Source organism: Streptomyces sp. 135 (assembly GCF_020026305.1).
Taxonomy (GTDB): domain Bacteria; phylum Actinomycetota; class Actinomycetes; order Streptomycetales; family Streptomycetaceae; genus Streptomyces.
This window is the reverse complement of record NZ_CP075691.1, coordinates 2,734,312-2,760,871: the sequence shown is the minus strand read 5'-3', so window position 1 is coordinate 2,760,871 and position 26,560 is coordinate 2,734,312. Positions and strand designations below refer to the sequence as shown.

Annotated in this window: 24 protein-coding genes, 3 tRNA genes and 3 pseudogenes; 18 read left to right on the top strand and 12 right to left on the bottom strand. The window is 68.0% G+C overall.

Annotated features, from left to right (window positions below; all coding sequences use genetic code 11):
* Nucleotides 1-3 precede the first annotated feature (3 nt).
* Complete coding sequence (locus KKZ08_RS12450; protein ID WP_223774506.1) at nt 4-1,431, bottom strand: FGGY family carbohydrate kinase; 1,428 nt, start codon at nt 1,429-1,431, stop codon at nt 4-6.
* 82 nt (nt 1,432-1,513) lie between these two features.
* Nucleotides 1,514-1,816, bottom strand: coding sequence for a YtxH domain-containing protein (locus tag KKZ08_RS12445; protein WP_223779025.1), 303 nt, complete (start codon nt 1,814-1,816; stop codon nt 1,514-1,516).
* Nucleotides 1,817-2,033: 217 nt separating this feature from the next.
* Between KKZ08_RS12445 and KKZ08_RS12440 the strand changes: the two genes are divergently transcribed.
* The 4 genes from KKZ08_RS12440 (at nt 2,034) to KKZ08_RS12425 (ending at nt 3,773) form a co-directional block, all read left to right on the top strand.
* Nucleotides 2,034-2,106: transfer RNA gene (locus KKZ08_RS12440), tRNA-Asn, on the top strand.
* Nucleotides 2,107-2,111: 5 nt separating this feature from the next.
* Nucleotides 2,112-2,184 (top strand) — tRNA-Asn (locus KKZ08_RS12435).
* A gap of 175 nt (nt 2,185-2,359) precedes the next feature.
* Nucleotides 2,360-2,436, top strand: a tRNA-Ile gene (locus tag KKZ08_RS12430).
* A gap of 536 nt (nt 2,437-2,972) precedes the next feature.
* Complete coding sequence (locus KKZ08_RS12425) at nt 2,973-3,773, top strand: site-specific integrase (RefSeq protein WP_223774505.1); 801 nt, start codon at nt 2,973-2,975, stop codon at nt 3,771-3,773.
* 106 nt (nt 3,774-3,879) lie between these two features.
* Here KKZ08_RS12425 and KKZ08_RS12420 read toward each other — a convergent pair whose 3' ends face one another.
* The 3 genes from KKZ08_RS12420 to KKZ08_RS12410 are packed head-to-tail and all read right to left on the bottom strand — an operon-like array spanning nt 3,880 to nt 5,682.
* Nucleotides 3,880-4,281, bottom strand: a complete 402-nt coding sequence (locus KKZ08_RS12420) for a DUF6527 family protein (protein ID WP_223774504.1) — start codon at nt 4,279-4,281, stop codon at nt 3,880-3,882.
* Nucleotides 4,278-5,447, bottom strand: a complete 1,170-nt coding sequence (locus tag KKZ08_RS12415) for a ThiF family adenylyltransferase (RefSeq protein ID WP_223774503.1) — start codon at nt 5,445-5,447, stop codon at nt 4,278-4,280. Before KKZ08_RS12415 ends, KKZ08_RS12420 begins: the two co-directional genes overlap by 4 nt.
* Nucleotides 5,422-5,682 carry a multiubiquitin domain-containing protein gene (locus KKZ08_RS12410; protein WP_223774502.1) on the bottom strand — a complete coding sequence of 87 codons (261 nt, stop codon included), beginning with the start codon at nt 5,680-5,682 and terminating at the stop codon, nt 5,422-5,424. Before KKZ08_RS12410 ends, KKZ08_RS12415 begins: the two co-directional genes overlap by 26 nt.
* Before the next feature lie 146 nt (nt 5,683-5,828).
* Here KKZ08_RS12410 and KKZ08_RS12405 point away from each other — a divergent pair, with 146 nt between their 5' ends.
* The 6 genes and pseudogenes from KKZ08_RS12405 (at nt 5,829) to KKZ08_RS38630 (ending at nt 8,995) form a co-directional block, all read left to right on the top strand.
* Entirely contained in the window at nt 5,829-6,191 is a 363-nt protein-coding gene (locus KKZ08_RS12405) for a helix-turn-helix domain-containing protein (RefSeq protein WP_223774501.1), read from the top strand.
* Between the two features lie 22 nt (nt 6,192-6,213).
* On the top strand, nt 6,214-6,783 hold the full coding sequence (locus KKZ08_RS12400) for an ImmA/IrrE family metallo-endopeptidase (RefSeq protein WP_223774500.1): 570 nt from the start codon (nt 6,214-6,216) through the stop codon (nt 6,781-6,783).
* An 829-nt stretch (nt 6,784-7,612) separates the two neighbouring features.
* Nucleotides 7,613-7,846, top strand: a pseudogene (locus KKZ08_RS12395) (nitrilase); the annotation flags it as partial.
* Nucleotides 7,847-8,400: 554 nt separating this feature from the next.
* Nucleotides 8,401-8,553 (top strand): Tn3 family transposase, encoded by a 153-nt coding sequence (locus tag KKZ08_RS38640; RefSeq protein WP_263303342.1) that lies wholly within the window; start codon nt 8,401-8,403, stop codon nt 8,551-8,553.
* On the top strand, nt 8,550-8,852 hold the full coding sequence (locus KKZ08_RS38635) for a transposase (protein WP_263303341.1): 303 nt from the start codon (nt 8,550-8,552) through the stop codon (nt 8,850-8,852). Before KKZ08_RS38640 ends, KKZ08_RS38635 begins: the two co-directional genes overlap by 4 nt.
* On the top strand, nt 8,792-8,995 hold the full coding sequence (locus tag KKZ08_RS38630) for a transposase (protein WP_263303340.1): 204 nt from the start codon (nt 8,792-8,794) through the stop codon (nt 8,993-8,995). Before KKZ08_RS38635 ends, KKZ08_RS38630 begins: the two co-directional genes overlap by 61 nt.
* A gap of 70 nt (nt 8,996-9,065) precedes the next feature.
* Here the strand turns inward: KKZ08_RS38630 and KKZ08_RS12385 are convergent, their stop codons facing one another.
* Nucleotides 9,066-9,458, bottom strand: coding sequence for a hypothetical protein (locus tag KKZ08_RS12385; protein WP_223774499.1), 393 nt, complete (start codon nt 9,456-9,458; stop codon nt 9,066-9,068).
* 148 nt (nt 9,459-9,606) lie between these two features.
* Here KKZ08_RS12385 and KKZ08_RS12380 point away from each other — a divergent pair, with 148 nt between their 5' ends.
* A complete protein-coding gene (locus KKZ08_RS12380; protein WP_223774498.1) occupies nt 9,607-10,557 on the top strand; it encodes a DMT family transporter in 951 nt (316 codons plus the stop codon).
* Nucleotides 10,558-10,838: 281 nt separating this feature from the next.
* On the opposite strand, the gene KKZ08_RS12375 is transcribed toward KKZ08_RS12380, so the two are convergent.
* The 5 genes and pseudogenes from KKZ08_RS12375 to KKZ08_RS12355 all read right to left on the bottom strand — a co-directional run bounded on the left by KKZ08_RS12375 (nt 10,839) and on the right by KKZ08_RS12355 (nt 17,196).
* Nucleotides 10,839-11,656, bottom strand: a protein-coding gene (locus KKZ08_RS12375) for an IS5 family transposase (protein WP_223774497.1) whose coding sequence is annotated in 2 segments (ribosomal slippage) — nt 10,839-11,314 and nt 11,314-11,656 — 819 coding nt in all. Because the reading frame shifts where the segments join, the coding sequence is not laid out codon by codon here.
* Between the two features lie 1,049 nt (nt 11,657-12,705).
* A pseudogene (locus KKZ08_RS12370) lies at nt 12,706-12,863 on the bottom strand (IS5/IS1182 family transposase); the annotation flags it as partial.
* A 260-nt stretch (nt 12,864-13,123) separates the two neighbouring features.
* On the bottom strand, nt 13,124-13,543 hold the full coding sequence (locus KKZ08_RS12365) for an SsgA family sporulation/cell division regulator (RefSeq protein WP_223774496.1): 420 nt from the start codon (nt 13,541-13,543) through the stop codon (nt 13,124-13,126).
* 72 nt (nt 13,544-13,615) lie between these two features.
* A complete protein-coding gene (locus KKZ08_RS12360; protein ID WP_223774495.1) occupies nt 13,616-15,703 on the bottom strand; it encodes a CDP-glycerol glycerophosphotransferase family protein in 2,088 nt (695 codons plus the stop codon).
* A complete protein-coding gene (locus tag KKZ08_RS12355; RefSeq protein WP_223774494.1) occupies nt 15,700-17,196 on the bottom strand; it encodes a bifunctional cytidylyltransferase/SDR family oxidoreductase in 1,497 nt (498 codons plus the stop codon). Before KKZ08_RS12355 ends, KKZ08_RS12360 begins: the two co-directional genes overlap by 4 nt.
* Before the next feature lie 353 nt (nt 17,197-17,549).
* On the opposite strand from KKZ08_RS12355, the gene KKZ08_RS12350 reads away from it, so the two are divergent.
* The 3 genes and pseudogenes from KKZ08_RS12350 to KKZ08_RS12340 form a co-directional block, all read left to right on the top strand.
* Entirely contained in the window at nt 17,550-19,433 is a 1,884-nt protein-coding gene (locus tag KKZ08_RS12350; protein WP_223774493.1) for an FG-GAP-like repeat-containing protein, read from the top strand.
* Nucleotides 19,434-19,587: 154 nt separating this feature from the next.
* Complete coding sequence (locus KKZ08_RS12345) at nt 19,588-20,598, top strand: LCP family protein (protein WP_223774492.1); 1,011 nt, start codon at nt 19,588-19,590, stop codon at nt 20,596-20,598.
* A gap of 231 nt (nt 20,599-20,829) precedes the next feature.
* Nucleotides 20,830-21,656, top strand: a pseudogene (locus KKZ08_RS12340) (IS5 family transposase); the annotation flags it as partial.
* 212 nt (nt 21,657-21,868) lie between these two features.
* Here the strand turns inward: KKZ08_RS12340 and KKZ08_RS12335 are convergent.
* Complete coding sequence (locus tag KKZ08_RS12335; RefSeq protein WP_223774491.1) at nt 21,869-23,065, bottom strand: globin domain-containing protein; 1,197 nt, start codon at nt 23,063-23,065, stop codon at nt 21,869-21,871.
* A 267-nt stretch (nt 23,066-23,332) separates the two neighbouring features.
* On the opposite strand from KKZ08_RS12335, the gene galE reads away from it, so the two are divergent.
* The 4 genes from galE (at nt 23,333) to KKZ08_RS12315 (ending at nt 26,555) form a co-directional block, all read left to right on the top strand.
* Nucleotides 23,333-24,331 (top strand): UDP-glucose 4-epimerase GalE, encoded by a 999-nt coding sequence (gene galE / locus KKZ08_RS12330; protein WP_223779024.1) that lies wholly within the window; start codon nt 23,333-23,335, stop codon nt 24,329-24,331.
* Between the two features lie 106 nt (nt 24,332-24,437).
* On the top strand, nt 24,438-24,860 hold the full coding sequence (locus tag KKZ08_RS12325; protein ID WP_223774490.1) for a GntR family transcriptional regulator: 423 nt from the start codon (nt 24,438-24,440) through the stop codon (nt 24,858-24,860).
* Nucleotides 24,861-25,000: 140 nt separating this feature from the next.
* Complete coding sequence (locus KKZ08_RS12320; RefSeq protein WP_223774489.1) at nt 25,001-25,201, top strand: helix-turn-helix domain-containing protein; 201 nt, start codon at nt 25,001-25,003, stop codon at nt 25,199-25,201.
* Between the two features lie 217 nt (nt 25,202-25,418).
* The gene (locus KKZ08_RS12315; RefSeq protein ID WP_223774488.1) at nt 25,419-26,555 is read left to right on the top strand and encodes an SPFH domain-containing protein; all 1,137 of its coding nucleotides are present in this window, start codon (nt 25,419-25,421) and stop codon (nt 26,553-26,555) included.
* Nucleotides 26,556-26,560 lie beyond the last annotated feature (5 nt).

Sequence of the window (26,560 nt, the reverse complement as noted above, 5' to 3'; positions counted from 1 at the left end):
GGGTCAGGAGAACGCGCCGGGGTGCGACTGCTCCCGGACCGTCGAGTACTGCTGACGCACCGCCTGGCCCACCGCGAGCTCCTCGCCCGGTTCGAAGATCTGCGCCGCCGCCCCCTGCCAGAGCGGGAGTTGCCCCGTCAGCGCCCACGCGGCCTGGCGCGCGGCGCCGATCGCGGCGTAGTCCGCGGGCTGCGGCACCACGACCTGCGTACCGAAGAGCATCGGAGCCGCCGCCTGCACGGCGGGCAGCTCGGCGGCGGCGCCCAGCAGGAACACCCGCCGCACGTCCACCCCGCGCACGCGCAGCACGTCGAGCGCGTCCCCGAGCCCGCAGAGCATGCCCTCGAACGCGGCCCGCGCCAGATGCTCGGGCTTCATCGACTCGCGCCGCAGCCCGGTCAGCGTCCCCGCGGCATGCGGCAGGTTCGGCGTCTTCTCCCCCTCCAGATAGGGGAGGAGGGCGAGGCCGTGCGCACCCGGCGTCGACTTCATGGCGAGCGCGGACAGCTCCTCCAGATCCGCGACGCCCAGCATCTCGGCGGTGCCGCGCAGCACCCGCACCGCGTTCATGGTGTGCACCACCGGCAGCTGCATCCCGGTGGCGTCCGCGAGCGAGGTGATCATCCCGCGCGCGTCGACCAGCGCCTCGTGGTGCACGGCCATCACCGACCCCGATGCCCCGAGCGACACCACGGCGTCGCCCTGCTGGACCCCGAGCCCGAAGGCGGCCGCCATCGTCTCGCCGGTGCCGGCCGAGATCAGCAGCCCCTCGGGCGTCGTCCCCGCGGGCTCGGCGGGACCGATGACCTCGGGCAGCATCGCCTGGTGCCCGAGCGCCAGCTCGACGAGGTCGGGGCGGTACGCGCCCGTCGCCGCCGACCAGTAGCCGGTGCCGGAGGCCCCGCCGCGGTCGGTCGTACGCCGCGCGGGGCGGCCCAGGAGCTGCCACACCAGCCAGTCGGGGGCCTGCATGAGTGCGGCCACGTGCCGCGCCGCCTCCGGCTCGGTCCTGGCCAGCCAGCGCAGCTTCGTCACGGGCTGCGCGGCCTGCGGCACACACCCCACGGCCTGCGCCCACGCCTCGCGGCCGCCGAGGGCGTCGATCAGATCCACGGCGGCCACCTGCGCACGTCGGTCGTTGCCGACGAGCGCGGGCCGCACCGTGTTGCCGTGGCCGTCCAGCGGCACCAGCGCGTTCTGCTGGGCGGAGACGCCGATGGCCTGCACGCCTTCGAGCAGCCCGCCGCCCGCCGCCTCGCCGAGGGAGAGCAGCCATGCCTGCGGATCGACGTCGGAGGGCCGGCCGCCCCCCTCCGCGCTCTCCAGCGGATGCGGGGCGTAACCCTGCTTGAGTACGGCGCCCGTGTCCGTGTCACAGACCACAATGCGCGTGAAATCGGGCGAACTGTCCAACCCTGCGACTATCCCCATGCCAGGAATTCTGCCGCACCGCACCAGGTGTCCCGTACCCCCGGCGGCACAAGGCCACCGGCGGTCACGGGCCCGCGTGCCGCTAGGTGTTGCTCGTGCCCCAGTCGTCCTCGCCGGAGCCCTGTCCCCGCTCGCGCAGCGACCGCACCCGGTCGGCGACCGAGTCGGGCATCCGGTCGCCCATCTTCTCGGAGACCGAATGGAAGGCCTTGCCCGCCACCTCGCGCCCTTGCTGGCTCGCGGACTCCACGGTGTTGCGCACGGCCGGGTTCTGCGCGATCTCGCGGGCGGACTTCCTCAACTGCTCGTAACGCTCGCGTCCGGCCCGGGTCCCGAGCACGTACCCGAGGGCCAGTCCCGCCACGAATGTGAGCCGGTACCGCATGGCTGCCACCCTTTCCTTGCGTCGGCGTCGCACGTCTCTCGCACCTCAGTCGCGCGTTCTGTCGCGCGGCTGTCACTCGTCTGTCGCTCGTCTGCTGATCGGCCGAGGGGATACCGATTGGCGGAGCACCCCCCTGCTTGCGCTAATGTATGTGTCGCAGCGAACGACCGCCGCCCGGAGAGTTCCCAGGTAGGTGCGTTCGATGCAAACGAGACGATCCCCTGTAGCTCAATTGGCAGAGCAGCCGGCTGTTAACCGGCAGGTTACTGGTTCGAGTCCAGTCGGGGGAGCTCGGTCTCCTGTAGCTCAATTGGCAGAGCAGCCGGCTGTTAACCGGCAGGTTACTGGTTCGAGTCCAGTCGGGAGAGCTGTACGGAAGGACCCCTGAGGAGCCGCTCAGGGGTCTTTTTCGTACCCCGGGGAACCACGACGGCTGCCCTGCGGTCATCATGGTCGAGCGTTGCCGACCATCCGAAGCAGGAGATCGTATGAGCGGCTATGCTGCGGCAGACGGCGCGCACAAATGTGCGCGACGCGCCGTTAGGGGCGGTAGCTCAGCCGGTTAGAGCAGCGGACTCATAATCCGTCGGCCGTGGGTTCGAGTCCCACCCGCCCCACCACGGAAGAAACGTCGTGACCTGCGAGGATGCCGGTTTCACGCTAGCTCGGACGAGGCGTTCGCCGCACGAACGCCGCACCGAAGCCTCGTACGATCACTCCTATGGCTTACATCAAGACCAATCCCCGGCTGTCCGGAGACCCCTCCTACACCGTCATGTGGCGGGCCGGGGGCACCCGAACGGGCCGCTGGTGCCGCGAGACGTTCGACGATGAGACGCAGGCGAACGTTTCCGCGACCTGGTCAATGGTCACGGACAGCAATGGCCGCCGGGGTGGGTCAAGGGCGAGGGCTTCGTCGAGATCAGCGAGCCGCCGACGCCGGATGCGGAGAAGTTTCCGGCCTACGCCCACGCCTACGTAGGGCTCCTGACCGACATATCCGAGCACACCAGGACCAACTACACGAGGTTCATCAACAACCACATGGTCCCGTGGTTCGGAGAGCTGTCCGTCTCAGATCGAGGGGAGAGGATCACTCGCGATCACGTCAGTCGGTGGATCCTGGATCTCCAGGATGGGAAACCGGGCCCCCTGCATGCTCCGGGGGACGAAGCGCCGCGCGTACGCGGCGAAGACGATCGCCAACCTCCACGGCCTGCTCTACAGCATCCTCCAGTCGGCCGTGGACGCCGACCCGGCTCTCCGCGACTCGAACCCCTGCGCACATACCAAGCTGCCCAAGGGGAACGACACAGAGGACGACGAGGTCTTCCTGGAGCCCGAGGAGTACGCCCTCCTGCGCGCGTACGTACGTGCCGACGCTATCGACATCATTGACGCGCTGGTCAGCACCGGCCTCCGGTGGGGAGAGGTGACGGCGCTCCAGCCTCGGGACTTCACCTTCGTCTCCAAGCGGCCGACGCTCCGCGTGCAGCGCGCGTGGAAGCGGCGGGGCGAGGGCGGGACGTTCCTCGGGGCCCCCAAGACCAAGAAGTCACGCCGGACCCTCGTGCTCACCCCCGACCAGGTGCAGCTGTTCCAGCGGATCTGCAAGGGGAAGAAGCCGACCGACCTCTTCTTCACTGCCCCAGAGGGCGGGGCTTGGCACTCCGGCGTGTTCCACGCGCACCGCTGGAAGCCCGCCCTGGACGCGGCCAACACCGCCGGCCTCACCAAGCGCCCGCGCATCCACGACCTTCGCCACACCCACGCTTCCTGGCTCATCGCTGGAAAGGTCCCGCTGCCCGTGATCCAGGCCCGCCTCGGCCACGAGTCGATCACGACGACCGTCGACCGGTACGGACACCTCCTGGAGTCCTCGGACGACGAGGTCGTGGCAGCCGTCGAGTGGGCGATGGGTGCTGCGATCACGCAGGCCGTCGCCAAGGCGGCTTGAGGGCGTTGCAGGACGTCAAGAGGCCGGACTCACTTCGGGGCGTCCGGCCTCCTGTTCCTTTAAATTCCAGCTGTGCAGTACCAGTACCGGGAAGTCGCCGGGCCACCTACTGGCGCCAGAACAGCAGATGGCGACGGAGCCTGGACAGCCGGGTGGGCCCGGTTTCCCGGGTGTCTCGCGCCAGCAAGCGACGGTCCCGGTCCCGGTTCTGATCCACTTCCGCCGCCGAGTACCGGCGGCTCCAGCGGACGCGGCCGTCGCGGATCCAGTAGTGCGACTGGCAAGGGAGGGACCAGTTGCCGATTGAGGGGGAGAGGGAGACGTTCTCGCCGTCGTAGGTTACGGACCATTGAGCCGGGGAGAGCGGCGTGATGACTTCGTGGCCGCACCCGCAGCAGCACAGGTGGCTGCAGGTGCGGTAGGGGACCGAGATGTAGAGCAGCCCTTCGTCCATCGTTGCGGGGAAGGTTTCGGTGAAGAGGGGATGCAGGGCGTCTTGTGTGGTCACCGCAGATCCTCGTTGGCGATCTCGTTGGTGATCAGCGAGTACGTGGTGTGGCTCTCGTCGGTGGCGTCGGCGTAGACGCCGATGGAGCGTTTCCAGCGGATGACGGCCAGGATGGCGTTGAGCGCGTTGAGGTCCGCGGTCTGAATGTTCCGTGCGTAGGCATCGCGTTTGGGTGCCGGTCGCGGGACGCGGTGACGGGCTGTGTCACGGCGGCCCGGAAGGCTCGTGGTGACGCGCAGCAGTCCGCTGAGACGGCCGTCTATCTCTTCGATGCCCATGCCGACGTCGATGAACGGCACGTCGTGGGCTTCGAGCCAGTCCATGATCGCAGGCTTGCTGGCCGCGTCGTCGGAAGCGAGGAATACGAACGTCGCTCCGTTGAGCAGGTCCAGGTTGTCCTCGTCGAGGTACTGCGCGCAGGCGGTCACGCCCTGGTGCATGTTCGAGTACACCGAGGCGAAGTAGGTGGCCTTGGGCGGACGGTCACGCAAGGTGTCGAGGGTGGGGGCGCCAGGCGCTCGGAAGGCGTTGTGGTTCTCGAAGGTGTCGCCGTCGATGAGGAGGATGGAGTCGACTTCGGTCTTGGCCACCTGGTCGAGGATGTAGCTACCGCTTCCCCCGAGACCGACGATCACGATGCTGTGACCTCGAAACCGGTGGTTGACGGTCGCGATGCCGGCGCGGGAGGTGGCTGTGTCCCGGTAGACGAAGGGGCTGTCGTCCTCGATCTCCTGCCACGCTGCCCCGGGGGTGGGGGTCACCGAAGGATTGAGCGCGTGCGCGTGGTCGGCGATGATCCGCGTGTACGCGGTGATCTTCGTGTGCTCGTCGGGATACCCGTTCGGGCTGGGCTTGCTGGAGAGCATGAAGTTCGCCTGCATACCCTCGGCGACCACCCGGGTCTCCGGATTGGCGAGGGGCAGGGGGCGGCCGTGCTCGGTGCACGGCGTGGACCCGCCGAACCAGATGCGGTGGTCGGTGCCGGAGACCAGGCGGTCTCCGCTGACGGTCACGGGATAGGTGAGGAATCCGTACTCGACGGCGCGGTTCTCGGTGACGTATGGGATATGCCGCACGACGATGTGACCGGCGTGAACGACGATGTCGAAGCCGTTGTCGAGCAGGCGGGAGAGGTCGGGGTCACGAGCGAGAAGTGCGGTAAACATCGAAGACCATCTCCTTCTTCACTCGGACGCTGTGGCCGGCCGTGAGGCTGCCCGTTCCGTGTCCGTCGTGCCCGCGGCTGTAGCGGACGGTGTAGGTGTCCTGGTCGTTCGGCGGCTGGCCGGGGTAGGCGAGCTCGACGACCTGCTCATAGGTGATCTCCTTAGCCTCCCAGGTGTGCGGGCGGGTGTTGACGACGATCGTGACGGGCGCGGGCCCGTGGTTGTCCTGAGGCATGGCAGTCCTCCTGTCGGATACGCAGACGGGCAACGGTGCGAATGTGCATCACTGCTCTAAATGTCGAGCAGATACGCTGTAGCAGAGGTGATCGACAAATCGAGCAGTGATGGAAATCGGGGACAATGATGAGCGAGAGTCCGACCGTGGACGTGCAGGCTCTGCACGCAGCGCTGGATGCGGCGCGCGCGGAGAAGGGGCTGTCATGGAGACAGCTCGCCAAGGACCTCGGCGTGAGCGCCTCGACCATCTCCCGCATGGCCAACGGGCTGAAACCGGACGTCACCGCGTTCGCGGCCATGACGACATGGCTGCGCATGCCGGCGGAGACCTTCTACGTGACACCGCAGGACGGATCCGTCGGGGAAGAACCTGAGTTGGTGGCGTCGCTCGTTCCTCTTCTCCGGGCGCGCAGCGATCTCAGTGGCGACGACGTCGCGTACCTCGAAGAGGTGATCAGTGCCGCCGCACGGCGGTTCCGCGCGGAACGTGAATCCCGGAGCAGCTGAGTTGTGCTGGACGCAGGCGCTGATGCGCGAGGTCGCACAGGAGGAAGGCACCGGGCTCGGTCTGGGGCCCACCGACCCGCTCGACCCGTATGTCTTGGCCGAGGAGCACGGCATCGACGTGTACACCCTTGAAGGCCTCCAGGAGTTCGAGATGACCGTCGCCGCACTCCACCACTTCACGGTGAGCAGTTCCTCGGCCTGGTCAGCTGCCTTGGTGCCGCTCGGGACGGCACGGGTGATCGTCGAGAACGAGTCCCACATACCCGTCCGCCGCCGCTCCAACATTGCCCATGAGCTCGGCCACTTCCTGCTGGAGCACTCCTTCGACGGCGTGATTCTTGGTGAGGATCACAAGCGGCAGTTCAATCCGGAGCAGGAGAAGCAGGCCACGTTCATGGCCGGCGAACTGTTGGTGCCTCTGGCGGCAGCCGAGCGCATGGCGTTCGACGGCTGGGACAACGCGCGCGTTGCGGCTGCCTACGGGGTCAGTGAGCAGTTCGCGCAGATGCAGATGAAAGGGCAGCGGGTGCGGGCACAGCGGGCAGCGCAGAAGTACGGCTTCAAGTCACCTGTGGGGCGCGCCCGGCCGTGAGGCGACCCAGGCGCCACTACACCGCAAGCGGAGTAAGGTCGTAAAGTTCTTGCGCTCGGCCTCGGAGGGACGGGTCGGCACGGAGAGGTCGCACTTTTCGCCTAGTCGGATTGTGGCGAGACCTACCACAGGCTCAGAGGCCGCCCTGCGGCGACGGCTACCTCGATTCGGCGGGCAATCTCGGTCTCGGACTCGCCGCGGTCTCGGCCCGCGCGGATTGCGGCACCGATCGCGCGCGAGCGGTCGGCGGGGCCGCGGAGGTCTGCGAGGGGGCTGCCGGGGTCGCGGCGGCGGGTGAGCCACTCCGCGCGGTTCTCGGCCGGGGTGCCAAGTCGGAGGTGTGTCGGTTGCTGGCAGGAGTGGTTGTCGCAGGTGTGGCTGACGGTCGGGCTGTCGGTACCCCAACCGAGTCGAGGGATGACACCGTGCGCGAGCTGGTACCCGTAGAGGTGGCCCGGCACCGTGCCGCGTCGGGTCCTGCCCGGCCGCGAGGCGGCCCTGAAGCTGGCGTGGCCGGTGCTGGAGATCCCGCCGAAGAAGAACCAGCAGTCCTCGGTTGACGAGGTGCGGTAGACCTTGGCCCAGTAGCGGGCCTGAACGGACTCGTCGGCCAGCCAGATGGCCCACTCAACCGCTGGTATGCGTACGGGTGTTGGTTCGCCGATGAGGGCAAGCTGTTCATCAACGGGAGCGGGCCCGGACCCGTCCGGTCGAGGACGACGTCGTTCGTCGCGTCGGTGAACCGACCCTCGCCCGCATTGCGGCCGACCGCGGCCTCTCCCTCGCGGACGACGCCGGTGACCCGGCCCTCCTTGCGGGCGGTAGTGAGGCCCGGGTTGCGGTGTGCCAGGTGGACGGCGGCCGGTGGGCAACTCTCGAAGGGGTGGCCGAAGTCTGCACAGACGCCGCAACAGTCGAGGATGCTGTCATCCGTTACGGAGAGCGATACGGGCGCACGCCGGCACCCGATCCGGAGCGGGTGGTCATCCGGATCTCAATCGAGAGGGCGATGGGGCAGAGCCTTGCTCCGCGCTCCCGGGCGGTCTCAAGCGCTGAGGCATAGAACGACCGTGCACAAGGGCGGGAGGCTGCTCTCCTCCCGCCCTTCCGTGGTGATGCACCGTAGGGCTTGTCCTGAGAACAACTGCCCGGTCGACTCGCCCCGCGGAACAGCCGGGGGCACGCTGGGAGGCGTGACAAACGCGCCGATCGTTGTGCACCGGCCCTCCCGGGTGGGCGGGGCCGGAGGGTCACCGTGCACAGCAACGACCGGGACGAGATTCTTGGCGCTGCCTACAGTGACCGCGACCTGGTTGTGTTCCTCGCAGGCACTGGCTTCGCCGACCCCGAGGCCGTCCTGGACGGCCCGCAGTGAGTGGAGTGGCGCGGCAGCGCTGCGCACGAATTTGGCGCCGTCTGACGTCGGCGCCGCACGAAGGAGGGGCGGGGAGAGCCCAGCTGAGGCTCATACGTCCGGTACCACCAGTCCGGGCGCTGTTTCTGCATGCCGCCCGGTCAGTGGCGCCCGGCACAGCCGCCGGGAATGAGGCTGCGCCGCCCCCAGACACGGCCTCGTGCCTCGTAGAGAGCCGGGGCAGAAGGGAGCTGGTCCCGCCGGTGCACCTGATCGAGTCCCAGTTCCGCCACCTGATGAAGGTCGCCGTCTCCGTACGAAAGGGGGCGATCTCCTCGTCCACGCTGTTCAAGCGGCTGCGCTCGGACTCCAAGAAGAACGCCACCTACGCCGCCTCCGCGAGGTCGGCCGGGTGATCCGCACCGTGCAGTTGCTGCGCTACCTGTCCGATCCGGCGCTTCGCCGGCGGGTGACCGCGGCGACGAACAAGACCGAAGCGTTCAACGGCTTCTCGCAGTGGATCGGCTTCGGCAACCAAGGGGTCATCGTGGACAACGACCCCGTCGAGCAGGAGAAGGCGATGAAGTGCAACGCCCTGCTCACCAACGCGGTCATCTTCCACAACGCCCTGGACATCGCGGGATCGTGCGGCAGTTGCTGGACGAGGGCCGGACGATCGAGCCGGAGGACCTGGCCCACATCTCGCCATATCTGACCGAACACATCAACCGGTTCGGCGAGTACAGCACGCATGAACTCGGCATCCAGCCCGAGGCGTACGAGACGAATCTGGACGTCGACTTCACCCAGCTCCGCGACGGGAACGTGACCGCCGAAGGTTTCGGCCAGGCCGCATGAACAAGGTCCGCTGGCGGACGCCGGCCAAGGTGCTGCAGGCTCGCTGCGAACTCCTCGGTGAAGGCAGGAATCACGATGGAGTGTCAGCCATGAGGGTAGAGACCATTGCTTGATCGATGAGGCGCGTAAGGCTCTCGGACACGGCATTCATAGCAGGGCAGTCCGACAGCATGAGGAGAGTAGCCGGATCTGGTAGGCGGACGTGAGTTTGCCCGGTGCCGTGGTCCCTGCGCACGACGGCCGTGAGTACCCCAAGCACCGCGGCGTCCGGGCATATTCGGACTGCCTCGGACCCCAGTTTGCCGTGCCAGAGAGACAGCCACACCGCCGGGGCCGCCTCACTTGTCATCGCCTGCTGGTCGTAACCCGCCAGGACGGTGAACCCGCTACGTTCCAACTGCTCGGTGAGCGTGACGACCGCGAGGTCCAGCGACATCTCCAACTGCAGCGCTCGTCCGAACATGACGCCACTCCTCCGCTCCATAAGTACAACTTTGCCACGCAGGCGAAATCCCTTATTTCCCTTATTCGGCCCGGCAGGGATAGCTTAGCGATTAACCCAAATTGATGAGCTATGATCCGGAGTTGAGCCGAATGTTCGGAACATCACGATGACTGCCATACGTGCGGCGTCGGCCTTCCCGTGGAAGCCGATGGCCGCTACGGCGGTGCTGTGGGGATCGGCCTTCCCCGCGATTGGCATCGCACTGCCGGGATACTCTCCGACGGCAATCGCCATGCTGCGAATCGGTATCGCGATACTCCTCCTGCTTCCCTGCCTGCTCCGCAAGCGCATCGGTGTTCTGCGGCTGCCCGACGCGACGCGGATGGCGACCTTCGGGCTTGCGGGCATGACGGCCTACCAGCTGCTGCTCTACGCGGGTGAGCAGAGCGTGGACGCGGGAACCGCAGCCATGCTCGTCTCCACTTCTCCCGTCTTCGTCGCCCTCATGGGAATGTTCCTCCTGGGAGAGCACCCCGGGGCCCAAGGGGTGGCCGGCCTCGTTGTGGCCCTGTGCGGGGCACTCCTGATCGCCGTGACCACTGGGCACAGTGGAGGCACGCTCGCCGGAGCGGGGCTCGTCATCATGGCCGCGGCGGCTCAGGCCACATCGTTTGTCGTGCAAAAACCCTTGCTCGCTCGGTACTCCGGCACCGAATGCACCTTCTACGGCAGCCTCTTCGGAATCGTGCCGCTTCTGCCGTTCCTGCCTTCGACCATCTCCCAAGCGGCAACGGCCGACTGGCACCGCACCGCCGCAGTGGTCTGGCTGGGTGTCGGTTGCACCGTTCTTGCCTTCTGGTCCTGGTCCCGCACCCTGTCGGCAACGACGGCTTCCACCAGTTCCTTGGTCCTGTACGGCGTTCCCGTCGCCGCCCTCGGCATCGACACGGCACTCACCCGAACAGCACCAAGTCACACGGCAGTTCTCGGGGGCATTCTCGTCCTTGCCGGAGTCGCCATCACTGCAACCCGCCGCCCCGCGCAACCTGTCGTCCGGGGCCGCGGCGCAGGAGCGCCTGGGCATAACCTCCGTGACACGCTGACGCACAGAAGGTGAAGGGGCGGTACCGTCGTAGTCGGTCGCACAAATGAGTAGTTCTGAGAGGTCGGAAATCCTCACCGGACCGCGTCCGGTTTATCCCTGATCTTCGTTCTCACAACCTCTCGCAAAACGGCTTTCGCACAAAGCCCCTCGCGATAGGTTCTGCGACATGCCAGAGCTCGCCGAACCGGCCGCCGCCGTCGAACAGCCGACGGCTTCGACACGAGTAGTGCCCTGTGCTCCACTAGTCGGGAATAGTTGTCAGCGGTCACCGTTGACGGCACTAAGACCGTGTCCTACGTGGTGAGGCGGATGAGTCGTTTGTAGCAGCACAGGGCGGCTGCCAGTCCGAGAAAGGCCAGGTAGTTGCGGGGATCGCGTTCGTAGCGAGGGCTCAGGCGTCGGTAGCCGGACAGCCAGGACATCGTCCGCTCGATGACCCAGCGGCGGCGGCCCAATCGTTCGCTGGACTCGATGCCTTTGCGCGCGATCCGTACTCCGATCCGTTTGCCACGTAACCATTTCCGCAGGTCGGCGCGGTCGTAGGCTTTGTCTGCGTGGAGGCGCTGGGGCTTGAGGTACCGGCCGCGGTGGGGGTCATGTCTCGTTTGGTGACCCTCGACCATGGGCTTCAGCCCTTCGCTGTCGTGGGTGTTGCCGGCCGAGACGCCGACGAGGAGGGGCAGTCCGTTCGCGTCCGACAGGACGTGCATCTTGGAACCCGGCTTGCCCCGGTCCACGGGGCTCGGACCTGTGCGTTCGCCCCCTTTTTAGCCCTCACGTGGGCGGTGTCCAGGACGACGCGGGTGACGTCGATGAGGCCGGCGTCGTCGAGTCGGCGCAGCACGGCTTCGTGCAGCCGCCCCCAGACTCCGGCTCTCGACCAGATCAGGAACCGGCGGTGGGCGGTCGACTTCGATATGCCGAAGCAAGGCGGTAGTTGGCGCCAGGCGCAGCCGCTGACCAGTACGTAGATGATGGCCGCGAACAGCGTTTCATCAGGCGTGTCCTGTGTTCCGCCGCCCTGCGGCCGCACCCTCGACGGCGGGATCAGCGGCTTCGCGATCTCCCACAGCCCATCCGGAACAATCCAACTCCACGCGCCCCGTCCCATACCGAGGTCAACGACGCCTCACCACGTAGGACACGGTCTTAGTGCTTCAGCAGCGCGAACCCGCCGCCGCAGCTCGGCCGCGCTCACCGGTCCTGCCGAAGTGGTGCTCACCCGCGCCCCCAGTCCTGTTGGAAATCTCTGCTCGTCGCGCGCACCGTAGGCACAGGTCCGCGGACATCTCGGACCAGCAACCCGGCGTTGCTTGTGGTGGGGCAGGCGCAAAAAATCTGTTGGCTGGCTGCTGCGAACTCTCGGCCTCGACCAGCGCACCAGGCCCGTGCCCGACCGATCCGCCCCGTGATACGGCGGCGATCTAACCTGCACACCTAACTGGACGAGGTGCGGAGGCTCCGGGAGGCGGCTCACCCCCGGAGCCACTCGTCGCGCAGCCGACGCACGGCTGCGATGGCCCGTACGGCCTTGTCTGCAAGCGCTGGGATCTGATCGAGGACATACCCCAGTACCAGGACACACCCCCCCCGAGCGCAGCAACCGCACCGGTTGCCCAACCGACCGTTTCCATCCGAACTGTCTCGCCTTCCGTAGGAGGTGATCAGTTCGGGCATGGCAGGCTCGGACCGACCACCTGTATCGGTGATCTGGTCGAGAGCCCAGGCCCGCACGCCGCTTCTCGGTGCTGTATTCGAGTCTCTGACGTCTTGAAGACCGCGTACCCATGGCTCGGGCTCCGTCCCCCTAACGGCTCCCCCTTGGCGTGTCGGACCGGTAGGGGCTACCGATTTCCCATCCTCGGCGTTGGTGTTGGACTACGGCACGTTAAGGCTTGTGTCCTCATCATTCCGTGACATGTTCTCGCCAGTGCCTTCGGCGTGTTTTCAACCATCAGCTCGTTGGGCGCCGGCCGGGGCGAAAGGGCTGCCGCATCGTCGTGGTGCGGGTGGTGAAGGCGGGGTTCCCTCCTCGGCCCGTCGTGCCCTCCTGAATGGTGGCTTCGTAGCGGACGGCGAGTTTGCCGTAGCGCGTCGCGACGCATCGCTAGCCAGCGGTGATGACCGTGGCCAGAACGTGGAGGAGGAGTCGACAGCGAGGTGAATCTTCGTGGTCAGCTCGCCGCGCGAGCGGCCGATGGAGTGGTCGTCCGGCTCGGCCACCGAGCCGTCCGGACGCGACCGGCCCGGATCGCGGTCCCCCTTCTCCGGGCCCCGGCGGCCTGCTGGTGGGTCCGGCAGATCGTGGAGTCGACGGAAACCTCCCGCTCGCGCCCCACCACGTCAGATCTGCGCCGGACTTGGGCTCATCGTCAGCGGTCCAGCACCGACACTAGCGGGCCGTCCCGCCGGGGGCGGAGTTCCAACAAAGACCACACAAGCTGATCGAGCGAGCATGAAGCGCGACTTGACGCCTTTCGTTGGCTGACCCGATACGACACCCGACGTCGGTACTCCCGTCCGTGCGAGGCTGCGGCGTGCCTGGAGCGGCGTGCACCCCTTCGGTTCCGGATTCCGCTCAGGACAGGAGGGCGGCGAGGGCGGCCTCCAGGCCCAGCTCTTCGTTTCCCGGGGGCACGAGAGCGACGGTCTTCTGCACGAATCTCTCGGCCGCCGGCGCCGAACAGCACAGCAGAGCACGGCGGCGGGCCGCGACCGAGGTGGCCCCGCTGAGCGCGAGGTACAGGGTGCGGGGCTGGGCCTCGACGGAGGGCCAGACCTCCACGTCTCCCTCGCCGGACCGTGCTCCCAAGCCGTTCATCAGGAGGTCCCGGCTGAAAGTCCAGGTGGACAACGGAAGGTTGCGGCTGAACAGTTCCAACCGGACGGCGAGCGGGTCGGAGGTGCGATAGCTGAACACGCCTTTCAAAGGGATGCACTGCAACGGATGCGCCAGATAGCGCATGCGGATGGTCGCGTCGATGCTCAGTTCCTGCATGGTGTCCTCCCCGGGCCCGAAACGTGGGCGACGGCGCGCCCACGGCGTGGCCCGCTCTGTTGTCCCGCCGTTTCAGGTCTGCGCACGGTCCTGCGCGCCGTGCAGAACATCGCGCTTCTCCGCCGCGGCGGCCGCCCGTGCGACCGCCGCGGCGAACCTTCGGGGCGCGTCCGCGCAGTCGCCCAGGAGGTAGTGGCTGAGCGACCGGTGCTCCGCGCCGACTCCGGGATCTTCCGCGAGGCGGGTCAGAAACTCCGTCAGCCCGTCGGCCCGCGGCGAAAGGATTGTGGCGGCGCCGGTGGTCGGATAGCGAACGCGGAACTCCTCGGCGCCGGATTCCGCGCAGTCGGTCACCGCGTAGGGCTTCTCAGTGGCCAGGAAGTCGGAGACCACACTGGAGATGTCGGCGACGAGTGCGTCCGCCTGGTCGAAGCACTCGTACAGGGCCGGGCCATCCTCCAGGATGACCCGGTGCTGCCACGGCTCCTCGCACTGCCAGTACGCGGCCGACCGGGCCGCTTCGAGTCTTCGCAGGCGTTCCACCGACCGGTGCAGATCGGCCGCGTTCCGGGACTGCTCGGCGTCGTCCCCGGTGCGCGGCGCCTTGGCGGCCGCCACCTGCCGGTCGAGTGCCCGCACCGCCGATGCGCGGCCCAGACGGGCCATATGGTCGCCGGTCGCTCCTCGGTCCTTCGCGCGCGCCGCGGCCGCCTCCTCGATCATGGCGACGATGCGGGTGTGCGCGGCGCGCGCCTCGGGGGCGCGGGTCCCGGTGAAGGGGTGCGGCCGGTACAGGACGCGGACCGGCACCGGGCTCGTCAGCAGCTTCCGCACGATGGCCTCGCCCGACACGATGAGCGACGTGTTCTGCGGGTGATCGTCCCACCCCTCCCAGGTGGGGGCGTACAGCACCGAGGGCATGTCCCGGCCGGTCGCGGACGTCCTGTCGAGGGTGGCAAGTTGAGGTCGTCCGACCTCGTGGATCGCGCTGTCGCGCACACCGACGTCCGCCCGCCGGTAGCGCTCCCGGCCCGCCCGGCCCGCCACCCAGACCTCGTCGTAGACCTTCGTGTACGGGTTGACGCTCGCCACCTTGTCGCTGTCACCGTGGCCGATGAACACGTGCCGGGCGGTGGGAACACGCAGGAAGTGGATGTTCTTGCCCGTGTTCGCGGCGTACAGCGCGACACGGACCGTGGAGAAGTCCAGGTTCATCACATGTGTGGCCGCGGGGACGCAGAGGACTGGCAGGATAGTGGGGGCTAGTCGGTTCAGCACGGCCCGTTCCCGCAGCAGCACCAGGGGGCGCTCGTCCAGGGCCTCCAGCGTGCGCAGCCACATGTTGATCTGGTACGCCGACTCCTTGGACCCGGAGAAGTACAGGACGACGCCCGGCGCGTACGACCGGAGCCAGTCATCGGTGGCCCCCAGTGCCTCCGGCGTGGACGGGACCCGGTACCGTCCGCCCGAGCAGGAAACCAGCAGCCCGCCCCACGCGGCGGTCGCCGCCAGGGACAGACCGAGACCCGTCCAGCCCGCCCCCTCGGCGCCGGCGGCCGCGGCGACGAGCCCCAGCACCCCCAGGGCCTCGACGACGAGCGACTTCTCGGCGGCCCGGCCGCGCACGTACGCGGGCGGAGCGTCCGGTATCCGAACGGCGAGCGGGATGTTGCGCACGGCAAGGGGAAGTTTGCGACGCAGTCGCACCCGGCGGGCCAGCATCGCCAGCGGCACCTGTGCCGCGGTGGTCAGCAGGAACGTCACGATCCCCGCCGCGCACAGCCCCGTGCCGCCCCACCCCGCGCGGGCCAGCAGCAGCACCGTCAGGAGCTGACGCGCCGCGGCGCGCAGGGAGACGCCGAACCGGAGCTGGCGCAGCCACGCCAGCACGGGGCTGCGCCGGCGGTGCAGTTCACCGTCCGCGCCGTAGCCGACCAGCATGACGGCGCAGAATACCGGCGCACTCGGCACCAGGGCGCTGAGCACGAGCAGGGGGAAACTCGACAACAACAGGCCGACTGCCACCAGATCCGCCCGGGACAGCCGTCGGGCACGCGTGAGGAGCGCGGCCCGGATCGCCCGCAAGCCCCGGTGCGCGCCTCCCGCGCCCCCGGCCCCGGTCTTCTGCACCGGCGGGGCGGCGCTCACCTCCTGGGTCATGCCGACTGCCTCTCTGGCAGCTCCGAGCGCCCCAGCGCCGGGGAGGAGAGCTCGGGCACCGCGGACGCGACCGGGTCCTGGCGCCGCACGTCGACGACATGACCCGTCATGGCCGACAGCAGGACGTCGACCGACGCCTGTGCCACCGCCTCCGAGGCCAGGAGCGTCTCCACCGGTTCGTCCCCGAAGGCCCTGGCGCGCATCGGGGTACGGGTGCGCTCGGGGTTGACACAGTTGATCCGCACGGAATGCGGAGCCCACTCCTCGGCCAGCGCCTGCGTCAGATTGACGGTGGCGGCCTTGGCGGACGAATAGAGGCTGTAGCCGCGCCGCCCGCGCGTGTAGCTGCTGGAGGTGTACAGCAGCAACTGGCCACCGCTCTCGGCGAGATACGGGAAGGCGGCCCGCGCGATGTGCACCGGCGCCAGGTAGTTGACGGCCGTCGCCTGCTCGATCGCCTCGGGCGACGTCGCCACCAGCTCGCCCGTGCGCAGCACCCCCGCGGTGTTGACCACGTGGTCAATACGTCCGGCCTCCCGGTACGCGACGGCCAGGGCGGCCGCCACGTCGTCTGGGTTCTCCACATGTGTGCCGGTCAGCGACCGGCTGAACCGGAAGACCCGCCCGCCATGGCCCTCGACGAAGTCACCGATGTCGGCACCGATGCCGTAACTGGCGCCGAAGACGACCGTGACCGTGCCCGCCAGCTGTTCCCGGTAGCGGTGTTCGGACAGCGGCAACGGTGCGGTGCTCGACTGCAGTTGGAAGAGTCTGTCGGCGAGGACGAGGTCGATGGGCTGCGTCACCTTCATGTTGTGCTCCTCACCGCGGACCACCACGATGGGCACCTCCGGCAGGTAGCGCAGCACCACACCGCAGTCGTCGGTGGCCTGGAACGCCGGGTCCTGGAGCGCCCGGCCGTAGGCGCGCCAGATTGTCGACAGCCAGAATGCCTGGGGCGTCTGCCCGCGCTGGAGTACGGCGCGGTCCGGCACGTCATTGATGAAGACGCCGCGCTCGCCCTCGTCCCGGGTCACGATCATCGTGTCCGCCGTCGGGATGGCGACGTCCACCGCCTCGTGCGTGTCCAGCGCCGCCACGCACTCCGCGATCACCTGGGTCGACACCAGTGGACGCACGGCGTCATGGATCAGCACCTTCACGTCGTGCCCCACAGGCAGTGACTCGCGCAGGAACTCGATGGCGCGCAGACTCGTCTCGTTGCGGGTCGCGCCGCCGGGCAGGACCACGCTCACCTTGGCGAGGCCGGCGCGCTCGACTATGGCACGGACCTCGGCGATGAAGTCCTTGTGCATGACGACGATAATCTCGTCGATGACGGCGGATTCCTCGAACACGTCCAGCGTGTGCTCGAGAATGGACTTACCGGCGACCTTGATGAGCTGCTTGGGCACATTCAGGCCGATACGCTGCCCGGTTCCCCCGGCCAAAACGACAGCGACATTCTTCGCCGAAGATTCTGTTCTCTTCACCAGTCCGCCTTAAGGATCTCACTCGCAGAAGTACGCCGCCCGTGCCCGTCTCGCTACGGAAGCGCCCGGCCCCCAAACGCATGATCAATTGCGACGGAGCCGCTCGCTTCACGTTAAGGTCAGCGCTACCTCCTTTAGGTGACTAAATGGTGACGCGGGCATTCCAAATGGTGACCGACGGCCTGTGAAGGTTGACCGGGATCTCGCCCGCGACCTATGGGAAAGGTGCGCTGCCGGTACCCGACAAGGCCGATCGGTGGCCGGGTCCCGAGCTTGTAATCTTTCGTTGCCGCCACTCCCTGTACGTTTCATCTGGTTGTCATAATGGCGCTTGACCAGGGAGGAAGTGTTCGATGAGTCGAAGCACAATGCAGTGGGTGCGAGCGGGCAAGGCCCGTAAGGCGATCGGAATATCCACGGCGGTTCTGGTTGGGACGACCGCCCTGGCGATCGGCGCGCAGCCCGCACTCGCCGCGGGCTCCGGTGCCGCGGGGAACAAGGGGTCCGGCCAGGTGCGCACGACGACCTTCTCGAACTCGGGCAATGAGGCGACCGGTGGCCCCTACACCAACGGCGTCTTCGACGACCTGGGTACCCCCCCCAAGAACCTGACCAAGTGTGGCGAATCCACTGACGCCACCGTCTTCGGCAACATCGGCAGTGCCGGTCTGTGGTCGGACCAGGGGTGCAAGTTCACGGTCGGCAAGCCCACCACGCTGTGGATCAGCGCAAAAGCCCACGTCACCGCGGCCGTTCCCGGTGTTGAGCCGCTGGACACGGCTCTCGGCTACTGGGACTTCAACAAGCTGGTCGACAACGGCGACCTGAAGATCCTGGCCACGGCGAAGAACCTGAAGGAGACCATCCCGGTCCCCGGCGCGCTGGGAAACGTGACGTGGTCGGGCTTCGAGAAGGGCTGGTTCGCGGGCGAGCACCAGTACGTCGGCAAGTGGCACAGCCCCGCTGCCCTGGTGTACGGCGGCTACAATCTGGACGAGCAGGTCTCGAGGTTTGGTCGTTTCACGGTCGTGCCCACCGCGAAGATGCTCGAGGACTATGGCGTCGGCACCGGCGCACCGATCAGTATCGGCGCCAACGCCGGCCTGAGCCCGAACGGCCACTGGGAGACCATCCACCTCGCGGTGGAGCCGGAGGAGCAGGACCCCACGAAGGTCGTCGACGACTCGGCCAGCGCCACCTACGGCGACGGCGCCACGTCGATCGACGTCCTGAAGAACGACGAGAACGTCACCTCGCTCGACAAGGTGTCGACGCCGTCCCACGGCACCGCCACGATCAGCAACGGCAAGGTCCTGTACACGCAGACCGAAGACATCGACGGCACCGACTCCTTCACCTACACGGTGACGGGCAAGGACGGCAAGACCTACACCGGGAACGTCACCGTCACCCTGCACAAGAAGGCCTCGTCGGACACCGACCTCTCGGCCGATGACGTCTCCCAGCTCGTCATGGCGGACTTCACCCACGACGGCCACGCCGACATCCTCGGCAAGGACGACACCACCGGCAAGGTCTACCTGTTCAAGGGCAACGGCGACGCCACCTTCCAGAAGGGCGTCCGCACCTTCGACAAGTGGTCCTACGACCAGACCGTCGCGGGTGACTTCGACGGGGACGGCAACACCGACCTCGTCGCCGAGTCCGCCGGCAAGCTGATGCTGTGGCGCGGTCACGGCAACGGCACCTTCGCCGCGCCGGACCAGATGACCGGCGGCTGGAGCAGCCTCGAGCAGACCACCGCGGGCGACTTCGACAACGACGGAGTCACCGACCTCGTGGCCATGGAGACGGCCGGATCCGAGCGGGGCACGCTCAGGCTGTGGCGCGGCACCTCCTCCACCGGCAACCCGTTCGCCAAGCCGAAGAAGCTGACCGGCGGCTGGCAGAACTACGCCGAGACCACCGGTGGCGACATCGACGGTGACGGCAAGGCCGACCTCATCGCCCGCAACGGCAGCGGCGAGCTGAAGCTGTGGCACTCCAACGGCGACCAGACCGGCAACCCCTTCGAGAAGCCGCGCCATCTCACCGGGTGGAACAACTTCTCGCAGACCACTTCGGGTGACTACGACGGCGATGGCAAGGACGACCTCCTCGCGATCGACGGCAACTACCACGAGGTGAAGGTCTGGCGCTCCACCGGACGGCTCAACAGCGGCGCGTTCGCCGCTCCGACCGTCGTCCAGCTCAAGGTGGACAACAGCTCGAAGTAACATCGCGCGGCGGTGACGCAGTACCCCTACGCGTGACACACAACCACGGCTGACGCGTAGCCGACGTGGAGGCCGATGCCCCATCGGCCTCCACGCTCGTGTGTACACGCCTCTCTCATCGAACCCGGCCGCGCGCCGAAGGAGTCGACCTCTCATGGGCACGAAGACAACAAGAGGGCAGCGAATTCGGCGCACCCTGCTGGCCGTCGTGGTGGGCCTCGTTCTCGTCGTCACGGGTTCCGGCCTCTGGGCCTACCACCATCTGAACGGAAATCTGCACGGCGTCGACATCGACGGGGCACTCGGCACCGACCGCCCGAAGGACATGGTCACGGGCGACCAGAACTTCGTCATGCTCGGGTCGGACTCGCGCAGCGGCAAGAACGGCGACCTGGCGGGCGGAGACACCAGCGGAACGGCCCGGGCGGACACCGCGATCGTGGTCCACGTGCCCGCCGACCACCACCAACGGGCCACGGCGGTCAGCATCCCGCGCGACACCCTGGTCACACGCCCGTCGTGCGGCACCCTGCCGGCGGCGACCCGCGTCATGTTCAACTCCATCTACCAGCGCGGCGGCCCGGCCTGCGTCGTCAAGACGGTGGAGTCGATGTCGGGCATCCGCATGGACCACTACCTCGAAGTCGACTTCGCCGGTTTCAAGAGGCTCGTGGACGTGCTCGGCGGCGTCACCGTGACCACGGACCGGCGGATCGACGACTCGGGCAGCGGGCTGCACCTCGCGGCCGGCACCCACAACCTAAAGGGCGACACGGCACTCGCGTTTGTCAGGACCCGGCACGGGATCGGCGATGGAAGCGACCTGGGCCGCATCGAGCTCCAGCAGAAGTTCATCCTCGCGGCGCTGCACAAGATCCAGACCGAGGGCACCCTGACGAACCCCGCCAAGCTGTACAAGGTGGCCGACGCCGCCACCAAGGCGCTCACCACCGACGACCACCTGGCGTCGCTGCTCTCCCTGACCTCCTTCGCCCGGGGACTGGACGCGCTGAACCCCTCCACGATGGACCTGCGCACCCTCCCCGTGAAGCTGGACGTGCGGGACCCCAACCGCGTGGTCGCTCTCGACTCCCAGGCGAACATCCTGTGGAAGGCGCTGCGTACGGACACCGCCGTGCCGCGCTCGGTCAAGAACGGACTCTGAGAGGTCGTTTTAATCTTGAGTGTGCTGTTATGACCAGTTTTTGTCCGTGTGTTGCGGTGGTACAGATGTGATGCTCGGGCTCACCGTGCTCTCTGGGCCGAGTGGTGTGATGTATGGGGTGCGAGTCGTCTTGCGCCTGTCTCATCCCACGGCATCCCTGTGTGCCCTGTGCTTCCGCGAGGCCGGACGCACGCCTGGGCGCACGCCCCTGGACCGCGGTACTTCCAGGACATGACGGAACGGCGTGCGTATCCAAGTGATCTGTCCGATGTCCGCTGGGAGTTGATCGAGCCGGGCTGTCCACTGGCGCTTCGAGCGACGCGGTCGGGCCCTGGACTTCGGACGCCCACCCCGGCATGACCTGCGCGAGATCATGAATGCGATCCTGTATGTGGACCGCACCGGCTGTCAGTGGGCCCATCTCCCGCACGATTTCCCGCCCTGGCAGTCGGTCTACGGCTACTTCGCCCACTGGCAGAAGGACGGCGTCTTCGCCCAGCTCAACGGGCTGCTGAGGGAGTTGGTACGCCAGCAGGAAGGGCGCGGCAAACACCCGTCGGCCTGCGTAATCGACGCGCAGAGCGTGAAGACCTCCACCAGCGTCCCCGCCACCAGCCAGGGCATCGACGCGGGCAGGAAGATCGTGGGCCGCAAGCGCAGCATCATCACCGACACCCTCGGCCTGCTGCTGGCCGTGCTGGTCACCGCGGCCGGCGTCCAGGATTCCGCCGCAGGCCGCACCCCTGTTGGAACACGCCGCCGCCGACCACCCCGGCCTGCGCAAGATATGGGTCGACGGGGGCTACCGCAAGCACTTCGTCGAGCACGCCGCCACCCTCGGCATCGGCCTCGAAATCGTCCAACGCAACCCCGGGACCAAGGGGTTCACCCCGATCCCGAAGCGGTGGACGGTGGAGTGGACCTACGGCTGGCTGATGCTCCACCGCCGCCTGGCGCGCGACTACGAGACTCACCCACATCGCTCCGAAGCCATGATCCACATCGCCATGACCGACCTCATGTCCCGCCGCCTCACCGGCGAAAGCACCATCTCCTGGCACGACCCGACATCACCACATCAAAGCCGTATCCAGGGATCAAACAACGGGATGAAACGACCTCTGAGCGGCGCCAGGCTCGGCCTCTCTGAGACCGCCCACGACGCGGCGCGCCCACGCGGCATGACAGACGTGCCGCGTGGGCGCCCGATGCCCGCCGGAGCCCCGGATTGCGTCCCCGGGAGCGCCGTACTCCTGTGTCCTGCTCGTGGTCAGGCCGCGGCGAGCCAGAGATCCGGCCCGAAGACCTCGTAGTGGATGTCGGCGGCCGCGACACCCCGTTCGAGCAGCTGCGCGCGCACCGCGCGCATGAAGGGGAGCGGACCGCACAGGAAGGCGCGGGTACCGGGCGCGACCGGTACGTCCACCAGATCCACCCGGCCGCCCCGGTACGCCTCGCTCGCCGGTCCGTCGGCGAGATCCTCGTACCAGAAGTGGGCGCTCGCATCGGACAGCTTGCGGGTCAGCGCCTCGTGGTCGGTGCGGAGTGCGTGCGACGCGGGTGAACGGTCGCCGTGCACGACCGTAACGGGCCCCGCGTGAGCGGTGGCGACGAGCTGCTCCAGCATGGCCAGCATCGGGGTGCAGCCGATGCCCGCGGAGGCGAGCAGCAGGGGTGCCTCGCCCGGGGGCAGGACCAGATCCCCGTACGGGGCCGACACCCGCAGCCGGGCTCCCTCACGGACGTGCGCGTGCAGCTGCGAGGAGACCTCGCCGTCGGGGCTCCCGGTCACCCGCTTCACCGCGATCGAACGGGTGTCGGCACCGGGGGCGCCGGTGAGGCTGTACTGACGTATCTGCCGTGCTCCGTCCGGGAGTTCGACCTGAACGGAGACGTACTGCCCGGGCCTGAACGCCGGCGCGGGCCGTCCGTCGGCGGGCCGGAGCACGAAGGCGGCGACCTCCGGTGTGGCCTCGGTACGGGTGACGACCTCCCACTCCCGCCACACGTCCGCGTCGACGACGCCCTGCTCCTCGTAGAGGCGCTTCTCCAGGACGATGAGCGCGTTCGCCATCAGCCAGTACACCTCGTCCCAGGCCCGGGCGACCTCCGGCGTCACCGCGTCGCCGAGGATCTCGGCGATGGCAGCCAAGAGGTGCTCGTGCACGATCGGGTACTGGTCGGGCCTGATGCCCACGGAAGCGTGCTTGTGCGCGATGCGGTGCAGCATCACGTCGGGCCGCTCGTCGGGGCGGTCCACCAGGTACGTGGCGAACGTCGCGATGGAACCGGCGAGGGCCTGGCGCTGCACGCCGGCGGCCTGGTTGCCGCGGTTGAACAGGTCACGCAGCAGCTCCGGGTGGGCGGCGAACATGCGCTCGTAGAAGCGCCCCGTGATGTCCTCGATGGCCGCGCCGACGGCGGGAAGCGTGGCGCGCACGACTGCGGCGGACTGCTCACTGAGCATCGAAAAAGCCTCTCTCTGCATTCAACAATTCCACGAACAATATGCAAGGCTAACGCCTTTCCCGAGCCGACCACCGTACCGCCGGTCAACTTTCGGAGACTTTTCGGAGGAACTAAGGAAGACGCGGCGTCGGCCGAAGTGGATCCGCGGTCCTGAAAACATGGGACCTTGTGCCCTGAGGTCGAGCCCTGCGAATATGCGAGTCTCTCTATGCTTGCGATATGGAAGAATCGAATGCAATATGGAAGAATTGAAGGGTATGGCAGGATGAAGGTATGGCTCATAGCAGGCGGAGCCGGCTATATCGGCGGGCACGTTGTCAAGTCCATGCACGATGCCGGTGAAGGTGTCATCGTGGTCGACGACCTGTCCACGGGATCCCGGGACAACGTGCCCGAAGGCGTTCCGTTCGTCCAGGAATCCATTCTGAACGGAGAGGCGCTCCGGAAGGTATTCCAGGAGTACGAGGTCGAAGGTGTCATCAACATGGTGGCCAGGACCCAGGTAGGGGAGTCGTTCACCCGTCCCCTGGATTACTACCAGCAGAATGTCGAGGGATTCCGAGTCCTCCTCGCGGCGATGCGGCAGGCCGGAGTTCGCAATCTCATCTACTCGTCCAGCGCCTCGGTCTACGGAGCGCCCGACGTCGACCTGGTGACCGAGGACCTGCCCTGTCACCCGATGAGCCCCTACGGACAGAGCAAGCTCATCGGCGAATGGCTCGGCGAGGCCGCCCACACGGCCTTCGACATGAGCGTCGTCAATCTGCGCTACTTCAACGTCGCAGGGGCCGTCACCCCCGCCATGGCCGACAAGCGCGTCCTGAACCTGGTGCCGATGGTCTTTGAGAAGCTGACCCACGGCCGGGCCCCGGTCATCTTCGGCGGTGACTACGACACGCCGGACGGCACCTGTATCCGCGACTTCATCCACGTGGCCGACATCGCGTCGGCCCACCTCGCCGCCGCCCGCCATCTGCGGGCCCACGACGACGCAGTGCTCCGCACGTACAACGTGGGGCGGGGCGAGGGCGTCTCGGTGCGCGCGCTCATCTCGATGATCTGCGAAGTGTCCGGTCTCTCCATACCGCCGGTCGTCGCGGACCGGCGCCCCGGGGACCCCGTCAAGGTAGTGGCCGACGCCCGGCCCATCCAGCGGGACCTCGGCTGGAAGGCGCAGCACAGTGTGTTCGACATGGTGGCATCGGCGTGGGAGGGGTGGTGTGCGCAGCACCCCCAGGCACGTGCGGTGCAACGACAAGTGTGAGGCGAAGGTGGTCAGTCACACCGACCTGCCAGCCCGTCAGGCCCTGCGGGCGACGCGCGCCGACCGGACGGCCGGCGCGGTGATGGGGCCGAAGGTCTGTGGCCGCATGCGATACCAGAGGATCGCGGAACAGTTCCTGCGGACCACGAGGACGGCGCGAGTCCCCGAGGTCACCGAGATATCCAGACGGTACGCGGTGGATGCCACCACCGCGCGCTTCGTGCAGCGTGCCATCCACACCCGGCTGCGGCGGCCCGCGGCCTCGGCGGAGGTCATGGTGCCCGTGCCCGGGGCCGCCAAATGGCAGTTCGTCACCTCCCACCTCAGAAGCCGGGTGCTGCGCGGGGAATGGCGGGATGTGGTGCCCACACGGCACACCTTGGCAGGGCAGTACCACGTGAGTCTGGACACCGTGGACCGCGCGCTGAAGATCCTGAAGGACGAGGGTCTGATCGGACACATCGACATGAGCCGCCGGCTCAGGGTCGCGCACCGTCCCATGCCCCTGGGCACCCGGCTGACCGCCTGATGCCTCCACCCGGCAGGCGTGGCGCCGCGCAAGCGTCCACGGCCAGGCCCACGGCGCGCCACGGCCACATCGCGCGGCGGGCCCGCCCGGACCGCACCGCGGACGCGTCAGTACCCGACTCACGAAAGGCGGCATCCACCATGGGTGACGTAACGGTCCTTCCGCACTCCCGCATCGGCGGCGAGATGCGCTCGGCGATGGCCGCCGACTTCAAGGACGCCTACCTGGCCGGCGACTCGGTCCGCGCCATCGCGGCCGGATCAGGACGTTCCTACGGCTTCGTGCACACCCTGCTGTCGGAGGCCGGCGTCGACTTCCGAGCACGCGGCGGCAGCCGATGACATACGTGTTTCGGCTCGGCGACGCGTCCGTGCCCGGCCCGGCCCGCACCGACGTGCCGAAGGTCCTCGAGGTTGGGACCTATGCCGACGGGGGGGTTCGGCGTGACCGGCGCACGATGGACACGCCGCCGATCACCGACCGACGGCCTTCGCGGAGGTCGACCTACACGCCTGACGGAGAAGCACATGTGGCGCGATGGCGGGCAGGTGTGCAGCGGTGAAGGAAGCACCGGAGCGGCAGCAGGAGCCTGTCCGCTCGCCCGGGGTGCGTATGGACCACGGACCGGCCGGGGCGCTCGCCGTCCGCAGCCGCGACACCTCGATCCGCATGGACGCACTCTTCAAGGGGGATGTGGTGAAGACCCCGTCACCGAAACCGGGGGACGACGTTCCGGCCACGGGCGGGCAGAGCAGGCAGCCCGGCATGACGGCCCCGCTCCCCGACCCGCGGTTGACCGAGCGGCGCGCGAAGGCGTGCTCCGGGTGGTGGGGTGTGTTGATCGCCCTGCTCGCGGTCTGCGGCGCGGGATGGGTCGCCTGGGCCGGCGGGGTGCTGCCCTCCTGGGCGTTCGACACGTTCCGCCTGGCTGACTCACCCCGGTACGTGACCGCGACGTGGCGGTGGCCGGCCCTCGTCGGATGTGCCGTCGTCGCCCTGGTCGCGCTCGGGGGTCTGGGCCGCGGGCGTCACGGCACGGCCTGGAACCTGTCGTTGTTCGGGCGGTACCGGGGGACCGTGCGGCGCACGGGGTTGCTGTGGGTCTACCCTGCGGTGCTGCGTCGGCGGGTGGACGTACGGCTACGGCACTGGCGCAGCGAACCGATGCCGGCCGCGGACGCGCAGGGCATGCCGCTGCGGGTGGTGGTGCTCGTGATCTGGCAGGTCAGGGACGCGGCCCGGGCGATGTTCAGCGTGGACGACCACGCCGCCTACTTGCGTGAACAGGTGGCGGCGGTGACCGCGCGGGTGGTGTCCGGCTGGCCGGCTGACCAGTTCGCCCCCGCGGAGTCAGGACCGACCCTGCGCGACGCTGGGGCGGTCAGCGAGGTGTTGACCCGGGGGCTGGCGGCCCAGTGCCGGGCTGTGGGCATCGAGGTCTTCTCCGCACAGCTCACCTGGCTCGAGTACGCGCCCGAGGTGGCGGCCGTGATGCAGCGCCGCCGCATCGCCGCCCTGGACGCCGAACACCGCGATCACGTCCTCACGACGGTGCTCGACGCCGTCGACGACACCGTGCACCGCATCACCGAGCGCGGGCTCGTCGAACTCGACGACTACGAACGCAAAGCACTCGTGAAGGACCTGACCGTGGCCTTCTACACGGCGCGGGGAAGCGCCACCGACACTCAGTGAAGGAG